Origin of the sequence: Novosphingobium huizhouense, from assembly GCF_020179475.1 — a bacterium.
Classification (GTDB): Bacteria; Pseudomonadota; Alphaproteobacteria; order Sphingomonadales; family Sphingomonadaceae; genus Novosphingobium; species Novosphingobium huizhouense.
The window spans coordinates 889549-904786 of the sequence record NZ_JAILXZ010000001.1; the positions used below are offsets into that span (position 1 = coordinate 889549).

13 protein-coding genes are annotated in these 15238 nt (G+C 70.1%); 4 read left to right on the forward strand and 9 right to left on the reverse strand.

Going from position 1 to position 15238, the window contains the following annotated elements; genetic code table 11:
* Window positions 1-43: 43 nt before the first annotated feature.
* From K3A85_RS18100 to K3A85_RS04435, 4 genes are all read right to left on the reverse strand, one after another.
* Window positions 44-1669: a calcium-binding protein gene (locus K3A85_RS18100; protein ID WP_318248062.1), complete on the reverse strand. Its 1626-nt coding sequence runs from the start codon at window positions 1667-1669 to the stop codon at window positions 44-46.
* 156 nt (window positions 1670-1825) lie between these two features.
* Window positions 1826-2293, reverse strand: a complete 468-nt coding sequence (locus K3A85_RS04425) for a beta-lactamase hydrolase domain-containing protein (RefSeq protein ID WP_225205277.1) — start codon at window positions 2291-2293, stop codon at window positions 1826-1828.
* A 46-nt stretch (window positions 2294-2339) separates the two neighbouring features.
* Window positions 2340-4490 (reverse strand): PQQ-dependent dehydrogenase, methanol/ethanol family, encoded by a 2151-nt coding sequence (locus K3A85_RS04430; RefSeq protein ID WP_225205278.1) that lies wholly within the window; start codon window positions 4488-4490, stop codon window positions 2340-2342.
* A gap of 86 nt (window positions 4491-4576) precedes the next feature.
* Window positions 4577-5419, reverse strand: coding sequence for an SDR family oxidoreductase (locus K3A85_RS04435; RefSeq protein ID WP_225205279.1), 843 nt, complete (start codon window positions 5417-5419; stop codon window positions 4577-4579).
* A gap of 152 nt (window positions 5420-5571) precedes the next feature.
* Between K3A85_RS04435 and K3A85_RS04440 the strand changes: the two genes are divergently transcribed.
* The gene (locus K3A85_RS04440) at window positions 5572-6453 is read left to right on the forward strand and encodes a dienelactone hydrolase family protein (RefSeq protein WP_225205280.1); all 882 of its coding nucleotides are present in this window, start codon (window positions 5572-5574) and stop codon (window positions 6451-6453) included.
* A gap of 9 nt (window positions 6454-6462) precedes the next feature.
* Here the strand turns inward: K3A85_RS04440 and K3A85_RS04445 are convergent, their stop codons facing one another.
* Window positions 6463-7062, reverse strand: coding sequence for an alpha-ketoglutarate-dependent dioxygenase AlkB (locus K3A85_RS04445; protein WP_225205281.1), 600 nt, complete (start codon window positions 7060-7062; stop codon window positions 6463-6465).
* 9 nt (window positions 7063-7071) lie between these two features.
* On the opposite strand from K3A85_RS04445, the gene K3A85_RS04450 reads away from it, so the two are divergent.
* The 3 genes from K3A85_RS04450 to K3A85_RS04460 all read left to right on the forward strand — a co-directional run bounded on the left by K3A85_RS04450 (window position 7072) and on the right by K3A85_RS04460 (window position 10045).
* Window positions 7072-7488, forward strand: a complete 417-nt coding sequence (locus K3A85_RS04450) for a secondary thiamine-phosphate synthase enzyme YjbQ (RefSeq protein WP_225205282.1) — start codon at window positions 7072-7074, stop codon at window positions 7486-7488.
* Window positions 7489-7626: 138 nt separating this feature from the next.
* Window positions 7627-8715: a choice-of-anchor A family protein gene (locus tag K3A85_RS04455; RefSeq protein WP_404822888.1), complete on the forward strand. Its 1089-nt coding sequence runs from the start codon at window positions 7627-7629 to the stop codon at window positions 8713-8715.
* A 52-nt stretch (window positions 8716-8767) separates the two neighbouring features.
* The gene (locus K3A85_RS04460) at window positions 8768-10045 is read left to right on the forward strand and encodes a Xaa-Pro dipeptidase (protein WP_225205283.1); all 1278 of its coding nucleotides are present in this window, start codon (window positions 8768-8770) and stop codon (window positions 10043-10045) included.
* Window positions 10046-10960: 915 nt separating this feature from the next.
* On the opposite strand, the gene K3A85_RS04465 is transcribed toward K3A85_RS04460, so the two are convergent.
* From K3A85_RS04465 to K3A85_RS04480, 4 genes are read right to left on the reverse strand one after another with little or no spacing between them, the layout of a single operon-like run.
* Entirely contained in the window at window positions 10961-12697 is a 1737-nt protein-coding gene (locus tag K3A85_RS04465) for an N-acyl-D-amino-acid deacylase family protein (RefSeq protein ID WP_225205284.1), read from the reverse strand.
* A 55-nt stretch (window positions 12698-12752) separates the two neighbouring features.
* On the reverse strand, window positions 12753-13400 hold the full coding sequence (locus K3A85_RS04470) for a GntR family transcriptional regulator (protein WP_225205285.1): 648 nt from the start codon (window positions 13398-13400) through the stop codon (window positions 12753-12755).
* A 59-nt stretch (window positions 13401-13459) separates the two neighbouring features.
* Window positions 13460-14410, reverse strand: coding sequence for a glycoside hydrolase family protein (locus K3A85_RS04475; RefSeq protein WP_225205286.1), 951 nt, complete (start codon window positions 14408-14410; stop codon window positions 13460-13462).
* A gap of 2 nt (window positions 14411-14412) precedes the next feature.
* A complete protein-coding gene (locus tag K3A85_RS04480; protein ID WP_225205287.1) occupies window positions 14413-15210 on the reverse strand; it encodes an SDR family NAD(P)-dependent oxidoreductase in 798 nt (265 codons plus the stop codon).
* Window positions 15211-15238: the final 28 nt, after the last annotated feature.

Consider the following 15238-nt stretch of genomic DNA (forward strand, 5'->3'; position numbering starts at 1 on the left):
CGCCGTGCCACAGGGGCGCGCCGCAGGGGTTCGACCGCTTTCGTCAGAGCACGAGGTCGCCGGCCGAGAGGCTGGTCACCCCGTTCAGCACGATCGCGAGCTCCGGCGCGGCGCCGGCATTGGTGCTCGCATAGAGCGTGCTCGTCGCCGCATCGAACCAGACCACGCCGCCGGCGTTGCCCTCGTCGGGCGCGGTCGCGGCGAAGGTGAAGGTCTGGTCGCCGGGCACGCCCTTGACCGCGTCGATCGCCGAGAGGTCGATCCGGTCGCCGCTGGTGAAGTCGGTGATCGTGTCGACCTTCGCGCTCGCCGAATCCGACGAGGCGGAATAGACGAAGGTGTCGTTGCCCGCGCCGCCGGTCAGCGTGTCGGCGCCCGCGCCGCCCTCGAGCCGGTCGTCGCCGTCGCCGCCGCGCAGCGTCTGCGCGCCCTTGCCGCCGATCATGCTGTCGGCAAAGACGCTGCCGATCACCGTCTCGATCGACGAAAGCTTGTCGATCCCGGTGCCCGAATTGCCGCCATTGGCCGCAAAGGCGAGGCCCGAGACAAGGTTCACCGCCATGCCCGCCTTTGCCGCGGCATAGTCGACGATGTCGTCGCCCGCGCCGCCGGCGATGCTGTCGTTGCCCGCGTCGGCGCCGGCAAGGAAGGTGTCGTCGCCATCGCCGCCGGCAAGCTTGTCGTCGCCGTCGTCGCCCGACAGCACGTCGGCGCCCTTGCCCCCGGCGATGCTGTCGCGGCCGTTGCCGCCTTCGAGCAGGTCGTTGCCGTCGCCGCCGTTGAGCGCATCGTCGCCTTCGCCGCCCAGCAGCGTGTCGTCGCCCTCGTTGCCGAACAGCTTGTCGGCGCCCGCCTCGCCCGCGAGGTCGTCGTTGCCGAGCCCGCCGTGGAGGCCGTCGCCATCGGCGCCGCCGGACAGCGCATCGTCGCCGGCCTCGCCGAACAGGCGGTCGGACCCGGCGCCGCCGACGATATGGTCGTTGCCGACCCCGCCATCGAGCAGGTCGGCGCCCTGGCCGCCCGACAGGTCGTCGGCGCCGTCGCCGCCGTAGAGCTTGTCGATGCCGTCGTTGCCGTCGAGGATGTCGTTGCCGGTGCCGCCGTCGAGCACGTCGTTGCCGCCATCGCCGACCAGCACGTCGTCGCCCGAACCGCCGTCGAGCGCATCCTTGCCCGCGCCGCCGAACAGGTCGTCGTTGCCCGAGCCGCCGTGGAGGATGTCGTCGCCGCCGCGGCCGTCGAGGTGGTCGTCCCCGGCGCCGCCGTGCATCGTGTTCTTGCCGCTGTCGCCATAGAGCGAATCGTCGTTCATGCCGTCGCCGTCCTGGTCCGCGGGCACGCCGTCCTCTTCCTCCTCGCTCGAGGGATCGTTGATCACCTTGCCGTCGAGCGTGGTGAAGACGAGGCCGTCGCGGTTGTAGAACGAGGCGTCGTCGGTGGTGTCGGCGGTCTGCGCGAAAGTGATCACCTTGATGAAGCTGGGATTGGTGGTGGTCAGCGTGACGAGGCCGCTGCCGGCGTCGTAGCTCAGCTTCTGGTTCGGGCGCAGCACCTGCAATTCGGTTTCGCCGCCATCGACTTCGTACATCGCGATCGGATCGGCGGTCAGGTCGAACTTGAAGATCGGCTTCATGATGTTGGTCCCCTTGGCGTTGTCGCGACGGGTCATGTCCCCTCGTTCCGAAGCGGGACGCTATGGCGAGCCGCTGACAGATTTGAGACGGGCCCGTTCATCCGGGGTACAGGGAAAAAGGAACTTTCGTTTGGATACAGGCGCATGGCTGCCGCGTGTCGGCGCCGCCCGGGACAGGATTTTTTCGGCCGGTCAGGCGCGCGCGACGAAGGCCGCCCAGGCGGGCGCGTGGGGATTGTCGCTGGTTTCGGGCGACCAGTGCCGCTCCATCAGCGCGCGCGCCTGCTCCTCCGCCATGCCTTGCGCGATGTGGCGGCGGTAGAAGAAGGCCGATACGCGCCAGTTCATGATGCAGTGGACATGGACCGGGCCGCCGGCGGCATCAAGCGCGGCGTCGAAGGCGGCGAGGTGGTCCTCGCCCGGCGCGTCGAACGGCACCGGAATATGGGTGTAGCCGATCCCGGCGGCGGCGCAGCGCGCCGCCTCGTCCCCCAGCGCTTCGGGATGGTCGGCGAGCGCCAGGTTGACCACGTGCGCCACCCCGATCGCGGCCAGGCGGTCGATATCGTGCGCTTCCAGCCGGCCCGAGGTGGTGATTTCCTCGCTCAGGCGATGGAAGGCGCGGATGTCTTCGGGATCGTTGGAAGGAGCGGTGGTCATGCCCGGCAGGGTGCCCGGCATGACCGTGATCCGCAAGCGGGCCGGATCAGCCGCCCTTCTTTTCTTCCAGCGCCCGCCCTTCGAGAGCCTTGTCGTCGTTGGCGCGCTTGATCAGGAACTGGCGCAGGTCCTCGGCATCCTCGGGCTTCAGCGCCGACTTGAACGAGACCATGCCGTTTTCGTGGAGCACGCCGTCGATCACGATCGAGCGGATCGCCTCGTCCGAGCCGAGCGCACCCGAATGGCGCAGGTCGGGGACGAGGCCGCCGGCGATCGCGGCGTCGCCGTGGCAGACCGTGCAGTAGCGGCCATAGAGCTGGCTGCCGCGCGCAACCTGTTCGGGCTTGCCGGTGAACGGCGGCGGATCGAGCACCGCCTGGTTGTCGAGCTTGGGCGCGGCGGGCAGCTGGCCACTGGCGCCGAGCTTGAACACCATCAGGCGGCTGATGTTCCGGTAGGCGCCGCCGGTGTGGGCGAGGATGCCCGCCGAAAGATCCCAGACCCCGCCCCAGCCGACGAGGATCGCGACGTACTGCTCGCCGTCGATGGTGTAGGTCATCGGCGCGGCGATCACCCCGCTTTGCGTTCCGAACGACCACAGCTTCTGGCCCTTGTCGGCGCTGTAGGCGACGAACTGGCCGGTGGCGTTGCCCTGGAACACGAGGTTGCCCGCGGTCGAGAGCACGCCGCCGTTCCACGGCGTCGGCATCGGCACGCGCCAGGCTTCCTTCTTGGCGGCGACGTCCCAGGCGATCAGCGAGCCGACCGTCGCGGCCTTCGCCGCGGCGCGGCCTTCGGCGGGCAGCGAGGTCTGCGAGGGATCGATCGCGAACTGGTAGCCGATCGCGCTCGGCTTCCAGTCCTTGGCCGCGACATAGCCTTGCGCGGCGATGTTGGTGGGGATGTAGAGCAGCCCGGTCTTCGGGCTGTAGCTCTGCGCGTGCCAGGTGTGCGCGCCGATCGCGCCGGGCAGGCCGACCCAGGCCTTGCCGGTCTTTTCGTAGCGCGCCTCGGGGTTGATCGCGGCCTTGCCGGTCCTGGGATCGAGCCCGGTGGTCCAGTTGACCGGAACCCACGGCGTTCCCGACAGGAACTGGCCGGTCTTGACGTCGATCACGTAGACGTGGCCGTTCTTGGGCGCGTGGATCGCGACGTGGCGCTTCTGGCCGTTCACCATGATGTCGGCGATGGTGATCTGCGCCGCCGAATCGAAGTCCCAGCGGTCTTCGGGGGTTTCCTGGAAATGCCAGGCATACTGGCCGGTGTCGGCGTTCACCGCGACGATCGAGGAGGTGTAGAGCGCATCGCCCTCGCGGCCCATCGCGGCCGGGTTCCACGGCTCGGCATTGCCGGTGCCGAACAGCACGAGGTTGGTCGCGGGGTCGTAGGTGATCGAATCCCACACCGTGCCGCCGCCGCCGATGGTCCACCAGTCGCCGGCCCAGGTCTTGGCCGCGGCTTCCATCGCCTTGGCGTTCAGGCCGTCCTTGGCCCAGCCTTCGGCCGGGTTGCCCGGAACGGTGTTGAAGCGCCAGACTTGCGCCCCGGTGTCGGGATCGTAGGCCGCGATGTAGCCGCGGGCGCGATATTCCGAGCCGCCCGCGCCGATCACGATGCGGCCCTTCACCACGCGCGGCGCGCCGGTGATGGTGTAGCTGGTCTGGTCGGGCACGACGACCTTGGCGAAGACTTCCTTGCCGGTCTTGGCGTCGAGCGCGACGAGCCGGCCGTCGAGCGTGCCGACGTAGATCTTGTCGCCGTAGATCGCGACGCCGCGATTGACCGCATCGCAGCAGGCGCGGACCAGCGTGTCGCGCGGGACCTTGGGATCGTAGGACCACTTGGGCGCGCCGGTCTTCGCGTCGTAGGCCTTGACCATCGACCAGGCAGTCGAGACGTAGATCACCCCGTCGTGGACCAGCGGGGTCGCTTCCTGGCCGCGCGCGGTGTCGAGATCGGCGTACCAGGCAAGGCCGAGCTGGCCGACGTTCCGGTCGTTCACCTGGGTCAGCGGCGAGAAGCGCTGCTCGCCGTAGTCGCGGCCATAGCTCAGCCATTCGGCGTCGGGCGCGGCGGCGAGCATGGCGTCGGTGACGCCGGTGCCGGTCCCCGCGCTGAGCGGCCCCACGCCGCTCACCTGGCAGGCGGCGACGGCCAGCGCCACCGCCGAAATCGCGACTGCCGAAAGCTTCTTCATGCGCATCCTCGGATCCTCTCCATCCGCCGGGCCTCAAGCCCGGTACTCCCGTTCGTCCTGGCGGCGCGTGCCGCGCCGCGCCCAAATCACAGCATGTAGTAATCGCCCGCGCCGCGCACGGTGATCTCGCCGATCGACACGCCCCAGGGCTGGTCGATCGCGTGGAGCACGGCGTCGGCGATGAAGCGCGGTTCGAGATTGGCGTAGTCGATGTTTTCCGGGTCCAGCCGCGCCGGATCGAGCGAGCCGTCGGCCATCTGTGCGAACACCGCATTCGCCTCGGCCGCGTTGAGCCCGAGGATACCGGCGAGCCCCGCCATGTTGACCACGGTGCCGCCAAGCCCGGTGCCGGCAACGCCGGTCGGCTTGATCGTCGTCACCTTGATCTTGCCCCGCGATTCCAGCCGCAGCGATTCGCCCAGCACGTTCACCGCCGCCTTCGTCGCGCCATAGACGCCCGCGCCCACGGTCGGGAAATTGCCGTAGATCGACGAGACGTTGATCACCTGGCCCTTTCCGCCCGCGATCATCGGATCGTAGGCGGCGACCATGCCGTTGAGCACGCCCTTGAAGTTGATGTCGATGCAGCGCACCCACGCGTCGTAGGCGGCGGCATGGTCGGAAAAGAACGCGAGCGGCATGACGCCGGCGTTGTTGACGATCACGTCGATCCCGCCGTGGCCGCGCACCGCCAACTCGACCAGCGCCTTCATCGCGGAAAGGTCGGTCACGTCGGTCGCCGCGCCTTGCGCGGTGCCGCCATGCTCGCGGATCTGCGCCACCACGGCATCGAGCGCCGCGCCGTCGATGTCGCCCAGCGTGACCTTGGCCCCGCGCGCCGCGGCCTTTTCCGCGACCAGCTTGCCGAACCCGCCGCCGGCGCCGGTCACGACGATCGATTTTCCGGCGATGTGATCGGCCACGCGCATCCTCTCTTCGGTGGTTATTTAACTCGTCAGTTAAATCGCTTGGCGCGCGCGGGCAAGCGGAACGTCGGGGCAGGCGCAAGCTCCGGGCAGGATTGCGCATGGGCGGCGGCACGGTATCGTGGCGGGCGAGGGCGGGCAAAGGAGCGGACCCGATGTGCGATGAACTGACCGAGCGCGACAACGAAAGCTACGTTCTCGACCGGCGGCGCTTTGCCGCGCTGGGCGCGGGCGCGGCAGTGCTGGCGGTGGCGCCGGGCTGCGTCGCCAGCCCTGCCGCCGATGCCGGCGCCCTGCCGACGGCCAGCCGCGCGGTGACGATCACCACCCCCGACGGCAAGGCCGACGCCTTCTTCGTCCACCCCAAGTCGGGCAAGCATGCGGCGGTGATCCTGTGGCCCGACATCGCCGGCCTTCGCGATGCCTACCGCACGATGGGCACGCGCCTTGCGAGCGCGGGCTATGCCGTGCTGGTGGTCAACCAGTACTACCGCTCGAGCCCGGCCCCGATCCTGTCGAGCCTGTCCGAATGGCGCTCGCCGGCGGGACAGGAGAAACTGAAGCCGATGATCGCGGCGATCACGCCCGCGGGCACGACCAGCGATGCCGGCGCCTTCGTCGCCTGGCTGGATGGCCAGGGCGAAGTGGATACGGCGCGCAAGATCGGTTCGGCGGGCTATTGCATGGGCGGGCCGTTCACCGTGCGCACCGCCGTGGCGAGTCCGGCGCGCGTCGGCGCGGCGGCGAGCTTCCATGGCGCGAACCTGGTGAACGATACGCCCGACAGTCCGCACAAGCTGCTGGCGCGCACGCAGGCGAGCTACCTCTTCGCCATCGCCCAGAACGACGACGAGCGCGCGCCGGGCGACAAGGACGCGCTGCGCGAAGCGGCCAAGGCGGCGGGCCGCGCGGCCGAGGTCGAGGTCTATCCCGCGCAGCACGGCTGGTGCACGATCGATGCGCCGATCTATGACCAGGCGCAGGCCGAAAAGGCGTGGGGCCGGATGCTCGCGCTGTTCAAGACCGCGCTGGCCTAAGCTCCGCTCTCAGCGCAGCGTGCGGAAGGTCAGCGACCAGCGCGTGGCGGTGGCGGGCAGGATCGAATGCTCCCATTCGCTGCGCGCGGGGCCGTCGAGGCGATAGGCTTCGCGCGGGGTAAGCGGCACTTCGCATCGTTCGAAGGTGCCGTCGGCGCGGCGGCGGCGCAGGCGCAGGCGCTCGGGCGCGCCGAGCGACAGGCCGAGCACCACCCCATACTGCGGCCGGTCGCGATGCCAGCCGATCCCGGCGCCCGGATCGTAGCGGATCGCGAGCGCCTGGACGAGCGCGGCGGGATCGAGCCCCGCCCAGTCGGCCATGCGCGCGCGCAAGGGTAGCAGCCAGTCGGGGATCGGCGGGGCGGGCAGGACGGTGCCGCGCTGGTAGTCGTAGGCGCTGCCCCACGCCATCGTCAGCCGCTTGCCCAGCCACCCCTGGAACGCGAACGGCGCGAGCGGGGAGGCGTCGATGCGGGCGACGAGCGCGGCTTCTTGCGCCGCGTCGACCATGCCGGGCGCGAGCGCCATGCCTTCGGGCAGCGCGAGCCGGGGCGGGCCGGCGACCGCTTCGTCGAACAGGTCTGGCTGGTGCGGGGACATCTGAGCCATATGGGGACGATGCAGCAGGCGACCACCACGTTCACCATCGAGACCCCGGGGCGGGGCCTTCACGAGATCACCCCGCTGATCGCCGAATGGATCGATGCGCAGGGGATCATGAAGGGCCTGCTGACGCTGCTGTGCCGGCACACCTCGGCCTCGCTGTGCATCCAGGAGAACGCGGCGCGCGAAGTGCGCGGCGACGTGCTGCGCTGGCTCGACCGGCTGGCGCCCGAGAACGACGGCTATGCCCACGACGACGAGGGCCCCGACGACATGCCCGCGCACCTCAAAGCACTGCTGACCGGCGTCACGCTGTCGATCCCGGTGCTGGGCGGGCGGATGGCGCTGGGGACCTGGCAGGGGATCTATCTCGTCGAACATCGCCGCGCCGCCCACCGCCGGCAGGTGGTGGCGCACCTGATCGGCGAGTAGCCGCGCGGGCCGGGGCGCGCGCGAATTCGTGCTCTGTTCATGGTTGCGGGGCGGCTGCACGGCTTAATTCCGGTCCGTTTCGGTGGTACTGGCGAAAGGCGCCATTTTCCGCGCGCCGACCCGGATTCGAGACCGCCCATGCCGCTGCGCCAGACTCTCGTTCGTGCCTCGCTCGCCGTGCTTGCCCTGACCGCGCCCGCCGGCGCCGCCTTTGCCGAAAGCACCGCGGTGGGGATCGACGCGCTCAAGGTCTACAACCTCGTCGTGCTCGGCGATCTCAATTCCTCGTCGGAGGTCGAAGGGCGGACCTGGGTGGGCGGCAACCTCACCGGCACTTCGTCGAACTACCAGATCAAGGCGCTGCCCGCCTCGACCTTCACCGGTCCGGGCCTGACCGTGGTCGGCGACGTCACCGGCGGCTTCAAGAACCTCAACAACGGATCGGGCGCGGTGGTCGGCGGCAGCGTGAGCAGCGGCTTCAACCTCAACGGCGCGCCGCAGACGGTGAAGGTCGGTGGCACGATCAGCAATACCAACGTCAACCAGAACACGGTGATCTCCGGCCTCGCCAGGACCGACCCCGCCTTCGTGCAGAACCTCAAGCAGGACGCGAGCCTGATGACGACGAGCATGAAGGAGCTGTCCTACCAGCTCGGCACCAACGCCGCGAACAGCACCTTCTCGATCAGCGGCAACCGCGGCACGTTCGATGCGAGGCCCGACGCTTCCGGCCTTGCCGTGTTCAACATCTCGTCCGCCGACCTCGACAAGATCGGCGAGATCCAGTTCAGCGCCAACGGCGCGGACACGGTGATCGTCAACGTCTCGGGCGACAAGGTGCTGCTCAACGACAACTTCCTCGGCGGGACCAACAACCTCGGCGAGAAGGTGATCTGGAACTTCAAGGACGCGACCAGCCTGACGCTGACCACCGCCTGGGGCGGCTCGGTGCTGGCGCCGCTCGCCAATGCGAATACCGGCAACTACGTGCAGGGCTCGGCGGTGTTCGGCAGCCTGACCCAGAACGGCGAGTTCCACATCGGCACCTATGCCGGCACGTACGTCGTGCCGCAGGCGCCCGCTTCGTCGACCACCACCTCGTCCTCGGGCGGCACGACCAGCAGCGGCGGCGTGGCGATTCCCGAACCCGGCATGGTCGCGCTGTTCGGCGCGGGCGCGGCGGGGCTGATGTTCGCCCGCCGGCGCCGCCGCCCCCGCGCTGCCTGATCGCGCGAATAGGCGCTGGCGCGGGGCGGCAGGCGCGCTAGTCTCGCGCCCCATGCTGCGCCATCTCCTCCTCGCCTCGCTCGCCCTGCTGCCATCGGCCGCGCTCGCCGACACGCTCTATGTCCGCGCGGGCAGGCTGGTCGATCCCGAGGCCGGGCGGGTGCTGGCGGCGCAGGTGCTGCGGATCGAGGACGGGCGCGTCGCCGCGATCGTCGCCGATGGCGCCGGCGCGGTGCCGCAGGGCGCGCAGGTGGTCGACTGGTCCGCCTTCACCGTGCTGCCCGGGCTGATCGACTGCCATGTCCACCTGGCGGACGTCGAGCAATCGAACAACGTCGCCGAGCCGCTGCTGCACTCCGCGATGGAGATCGCCTATGTCGGCGCGCGCAATGCGAGGAGGACGCTGCTGGCGGGCTTCACCACGGTCCACGATGTCGGCTCGTTCCGCGCCTATGCCGATGTCGAGCTGCGCAACGCGATCGAGCGCGGCGACGTGCCCGGACCGCGGATGAGCGCGGTCGGCGCCTACGTCACCATCCCCGGCGGCGGGGGCGAGGTGACCGGCTTATCGCCCGACGTCACCGTGCCTGCCGACCTTCGCGCAGGGGTGGTGCGCGATGCGGCCGACACCACGCTGGTGGTCAACCGCCTGTTTCAGAACGGCGCCGATTCGATCAAGCTGATCGCCACCGGCGCGGTGCTGGCGCAGGGGACCGAGCCGGGGCAGCTCGAGCTTTCGCCCGGGATCATGAAGGCGGCGGTCGACGTCGCCCGCCAGCGCGGATCGTGGGTGACCGCGCACGCCCATGGCGCCGCCGGGATCAAGGCGGCGATCGAGGCCGGCGTGCGCGCGATCGAGCACGCCAGCCTGATCGACGACGAAGGCATCGCGCTCGCGAAAGCGAGGGGCGTGTGGCTCGACATGGACATCTACGACGGCGACTGGATCGCGCAAGTCGGCCGCCGCGATCACTGGCCCGCCGACATGCTGCGCAAGAACGACGACACGACCGAGGCGCAGCGCCAGGGCTTCGCCAAGGCGGTGAAGGCCGGCGTGAAGCTGAGCTTCGGGACCGATGCCGGGGTCTATCCCCACGGGCTCAACGCGCGGCAGTTCCGCTACATGGTGCGCTACGGGATGACGCCGATGCAGGCGATCCAGTCGGCCACCACGGTGAGCGCGCAATTGCTGGGGCGCGACAAGGACGTCGGCGCGCTCTCGCCCGGGCACCATGCCGACATGATCGCGGTCGCAGGCGACCCGCTGGCCGACATCACGGTGCTGGAAAACATCGCCCACGTGATGAAGGGCGGCGAGGTGGTGAAGTAGCGGGTTTCGCGCACACACGAAACCATCCGGCGGCGAACCCGGACCTTTGCGCCTTGGGGAAACCATACGGACCTGCGCGACCGGCGCGGGCGCCATTGCCTGGCGCTGCGCGAAGGAGGGCGGTGAACGCTGTGGCGAGTGGCCGGCGGGGCGTTGCATCCCGCGCGGCTCGGCCTTGTTCGGACGGGGGGCTCGTACCCTTGCGACGGCTCGCGTGCCGCATCGGGTCCGTAGCGAGTCCCTAAGGATAAGTTCCGGGATAAGCAGGGCCGCGCGAGGGGGCCAGGCCGGACCGGAACCGGACTTCATGGGAGCGCTGCCACGCGGTTGAACCACCGCACCACATCCGCCCGTCCGTTGCACTGGCTGGGTTTGTGCCCGGGACTTGGGGCTTTACGCCCTCGCTCGCCGCATCTGGTGAGAGATCCGGCTTCCCGCAGCGCCGACCCGCGCCGGTCGCGTCGGGCCTCACCCCGCGTGGAGATCAGCCCGAAGGAGCGAAGAGCAAGCCGGCCATGCCGCTCCCGGTCCGTGGGGTGGCATATAACCTATATGGTTCGTCGCGTCAAGATGGGTTGGGGAGGGTTCGCGCAGGGATCGCAGAGGCGCAGAGAAGGAAAGGAGGAGAGGGGCGAGGGGCAGGGCCCCTCGCGCTCCCGGGACGTCTTCCGGCTCTGGCCTTGCGGATGCGGCGCGGGGTGCGGGGGGCTTCGGGGGTTGCGCTGAAGGGAGGACGGCCCTTCGACGGGCTCAAGGCTGCGGAGCGCGGACCTCTTTCCCGTCCATCCTGAGCTTGTCGAAGGATCGTTCTTCTCTTCGGGAGTGGCGTTGCGCGGTACCCCTCCACCACCCTGCGGGTGGTCCCCCTCCCCTTGCAGGGGAGGATGGGCGGCGGCGGGGCTTGGGCGGTGGGGGTCAGGCGGCGAGGGCGGCGTGGTCCTGGCCGCGGCGGACGAGGCGGCCGGGGAGCGCGCCGGTGGGCTTGCCGTTGCGGGCGATGATCGTGCCCGCAACGATCGTCGCGACGTAGCCGTCGGCTTCCTGGCGCATGCGCTTGCCGCCGGCGGGGAGGTCGTAGGCGACGAACGGCAGGTGCAGGTCGAGGCGGTCGAGGTCGATCACGTTGAGATCGGCCTTGAGCCCCGGCGCGATGCGCCCGCGATCGTCCATGCGCACCGCCGCGGCGGCGCGTGAGGTCAGTTCGGCGACGGCATCCTCGAGCGCGATGCGTTCGTCGGGCGCGGCGTCGCGCACCCAGCGCTGGAGGAAGTAGGTCGGGAAGCTGCCGTCGCAGATCAGGCCGTAGTGCGCGCCGCCGTCGGCGAGCGCCATCAGCGTGTCGGGATGGCCGAGCATTTCGCGCACTGCCTTGAGGTTGCCCTCGCTGTAGTTGGCGGCGGGCAGGTAGAACATCTGCCGTCCTTCGTTCTTCAGCAGCAGGTCGTAGGCGAATTCCTGCCAGTCCTTGCCCGCGTCGCGCGCGCGCTGCTCGATCCGGCTGTCGCGCGCCGGTTCGTAGTCGGGCCGGTCGCCATCCCATTCGTGCGTCGCGCGGAAGGCGTCGATCAGCGCGAGGGTGACCGGGTTGGTGTCCTCGGCCGCTTCGGACAGCAGCTGCGCCCGGAATGCGGGCTCGCGCATCCGGGCCACGCGCTCGGCCAGCGGCAGGTGCGCGATCGCGCGGTACGAGGGGTGGGCGCTGAACGGGTGCAGGCTGAGGTCGAGCCCGTAGAACATGCCGACCGGGCGCGGGGCGACCTGTCCGCGGATTTCCAGCCCGTCGGCGCGCGCCTGTTCGAGCGCGCGCAGCTGGGCGCGCCAGCCGGCGCCCGGCTGGTTGGGCACGTCGAGCAGGGTGAACGAGAGCGGGCGGCGGCCGTGTTCGGCGACCTTGCGCAGCAGCGCGAACTCCTCCTCGGCGTCGCTCGCCGGCGCCGGGATCAGCTGGAACACCCCGGCGTCGGCCTGGTTGAGCCCATCCATCAGCGCGCAGAGCTCGTCGACTTCGGAGTGGAGGCTGGGGGCAAGCTCGCCCGCCTTGGTCCGGTGCATCATGTTGCGCGAGGTGGTGACGCCAAAGGCGCCGGCGGCGATCGCCTCGGCGACGAGCGCGCGCATCCGGTCGAGGTCCTCGGTCGTCGGCGCCTCCTGGCGCAGCGCGCGCTCGCCCATCACGTAGACGCGCAGCGCCGAGTGGGGCAGCTGCGCGGCGACGTCGATGTCGAGCTCGCGCGCGGCGAGCGCGTCGAGATATTCGGGGAAGGTCTCCCAGTTCCACGGCAGGCCTTGCGTCATCACCACTTCGGGGATGTCCTCGACCCCCTCCATCAGCTTGACCAGCATGTCGCGCTGGTGCGGGCGGCAGGGCGCGAAGCCGACGCCGCAGTTGCCCATCAGCACGGTGGTGACGCCATGGCCCGACGAGGGCGCCACGTGGTTCTCCCAGGTCACCTGCCCGTCGTAGTGGGTGTGCACGTCGACGAAGCCGGGCGTGACGATCTTGCCGGTGGCGTCGATCTCTTCGGCGCCGCGGCCGTCGATGGCGCCGACTTCGGCAATGCGGCCGTCCTTCACTGCCACGTCGGCGTGAAACGGGGTGGCGCCGGTGCCGTCGACGACAAGGCCGCCGCGGATCACGAGATCGTACTGCATGGTCATTCTCTCCCGCTTGTCGTCTTTGCGACGTTTGCCTTCTGTCTTCAGGATTTCATGGCGTTTCGAGCCGGTGGCGGATGCGTTCGACATAGGCGCGCGCGGCGGCTTCGGCTTCGGCGGCCTGTCCTGCAAGCACCAGCTTGCCCACTTGCGCCAGTTCGCCGGCGTGTTCGTGGCGCATCATGGCGAAGCCGAACTGGCCGCGCATGACATGGACCCGCGCCTGGTCGAGGCTGCGGGTGAGCTCGGGGTTGGCGGCGATGTGCGCCAGCGCGCCGAACAGGTGGCGGCGCGCGTGCATGTAACTGGCGGCATCGCCTTCGTCGCGGCAGGCTTCGAGTTCCGCCACCGCGCGTTCGAGCGAGGAGGCATCGGCGCCGGCGGCGATGCGCCGGGCGGCGCTGCGCGCGGCGAGGCCGAACAGCAGTTCGGTGACTTCGAGCGTGAGGATCGCCTGCTCGGCCGAGATGGCGAGGATGTGCGCGCCGCGATTGGGCACGATCTCGACCACGCCGGCGGCCTTCAGTTGCTGCAGCGCCTCGCGCACCGCCTGCCGACCGGTGCCGAAGCGCAGGCACAGGTCGGCCTCGACGAGGCGTTCGCCGGGCTGCCGTTCGCCCGATTCGATCGCCCGGACGATCGCGCTGGCGATGTCGCTGGCGGAAATCCTCGATCGGGAAGCGGGGCCGGGGGGCGTCATGACGGGCAGGCTCGATCCTCGCCCGGCGATTGTCAACAGATTGTCGACAATCCGAGCGCTTATGCGGGTGCGAGCCAGGCCAGCGTCGCCCGGCGCAGCACGCGGTCCTCCAGCGAATAGTAGAGGCGGATGCCCTCGTCCTCGTCGAGGCACGAGGCGGCAAAGGCGATGTCGGTGCCCGAGCGCAGGCGCGGCGGCGGCGGCACGATCAGCGGCTCGACGCAGCGGTCGACCACGCGGGTGAAGTTTTCGTCGAAGGCGATCCAGCCGATCCGCCAGCGCGCATCGTCGGTAGCCCCGTTGTAGAACATCACCGGCGGCCTGCCGTGGCGCGCGAGCATGGGGCCGGTCGAGAGGTGCCAGTTGTCCCAGGCGTCCTCGCGCACGGTGAACGGATCGTCGGCCACCGTCCACGGACCCTCGAGGGCCTCGGCCACGGCCATGCCGATGCGCGAGGCGGCATGGCCGGGGCGGATCTCGCGCGCATATTCGTAGAACAGGCGGTACTTCCCGTCCGCCCCTTGGGCGACCGTCGCCTCCTTGATGTTGCCTTCGCCTTCGGGCGCCTGGAGCAGCACCTTGCGCTTGGTCAGGTCGGTCAGGTCCGGCCCTTGCGCGACGAGCAGCGAGCCCTGGCCGCGGCCCTTTTCGACCCCGGTGTAGAACACCATGACCTGCTGCCCGGAATGGACCACGGTCGGGTCCTCGACCCCGGCGGCGTCGACGTCCTCCGGGCCCGGCGCGATCGCGGGTCGGTCCTCCATCGCGAAGGCGAGGCCATCGCGCGAGGCGCCGGCATAGATGATCCCGGTGGGATCGTCGGCCTTCAGCGGATTGGGCAGCACGCGCACGAGCAGGCGGTAGGCGCCATCGCGCTGCCACACGTAGGGGCTCATCAGATCGTAGCCGGCGAGCAGACCGTCGCTGCGTGCGGCGTCGAGCGTGACGACGTGGTGCGCCTCGACCGCGAAGTCGAGCCGGACGGCGTGGTCGGGCTTGCCCCCGCTCACCATCACGCGCCTTGCGCCACGGTGAGCGAAAGCGCGCCGTCGATGGTGACGGTGCTGCCGGTGATGTAGTCGGCGCGGTCCGACAGCAGGAACAGCACAAGGTCCGCGACTTCCTCGGGGCGGCCGGCGCGGCCCCACGGGATCGCCGCTTCCTTGGCCTTCAGCTCGTCCGGGTGGTCGAGCGCGGACTGGTTCATCGGCGTCAGGATCATGCCCGGCGCGACCGCATTGACCGCGATGCCGCGCGGCGCGAGTTCGAGCGCGAGCGTGGTGGTGAGCTGGGCGAGGCCGCCCTTGGCCGCATCGTAATCGAGCCCGCCCGGGCGCGGCGCGCGTTCGTGGATCGACGAGATGTTGACCACGCGGCCGATGCCGCGCGCGGTGCGACCGGGTGCGGCGGCGATGCCGGCAAGACCGCGCACGAAGCGGCGGCAGGTGAGGAAGGGCCCGTAGAGATCGGCGCGCAGCACGCGGTCGAACTGCGCCAGCGCCATGTCTTCGAGAGCCGTGCCGCTCATGTTGAGGCCCGCCGAGTTGACCAGCAGGCGCATCAGCCCGAAGCGCGATTCGGCCTGCGCGAAAAGCAGATCGACCAGGCGTTCGTCGCCGACGTCGCAGCGAAAGGCGAGCGCGCGCCCGCCGCCCGCCTCGATTTCGCCGGCGACGGCCGCGCCGGCCGCCGCATCGGCATAATAGGTCAGGACGACCGGGTGGCCCGCCTTGCCCAGCGCAAGGGCACAGGCCCGGCCGATGCCACTCTCTCCCCCGGTAACCAGCGCCGGCGCGTTATCTGCAATCATCTGCCGGAAACGCAGCAGAAAGAACGCG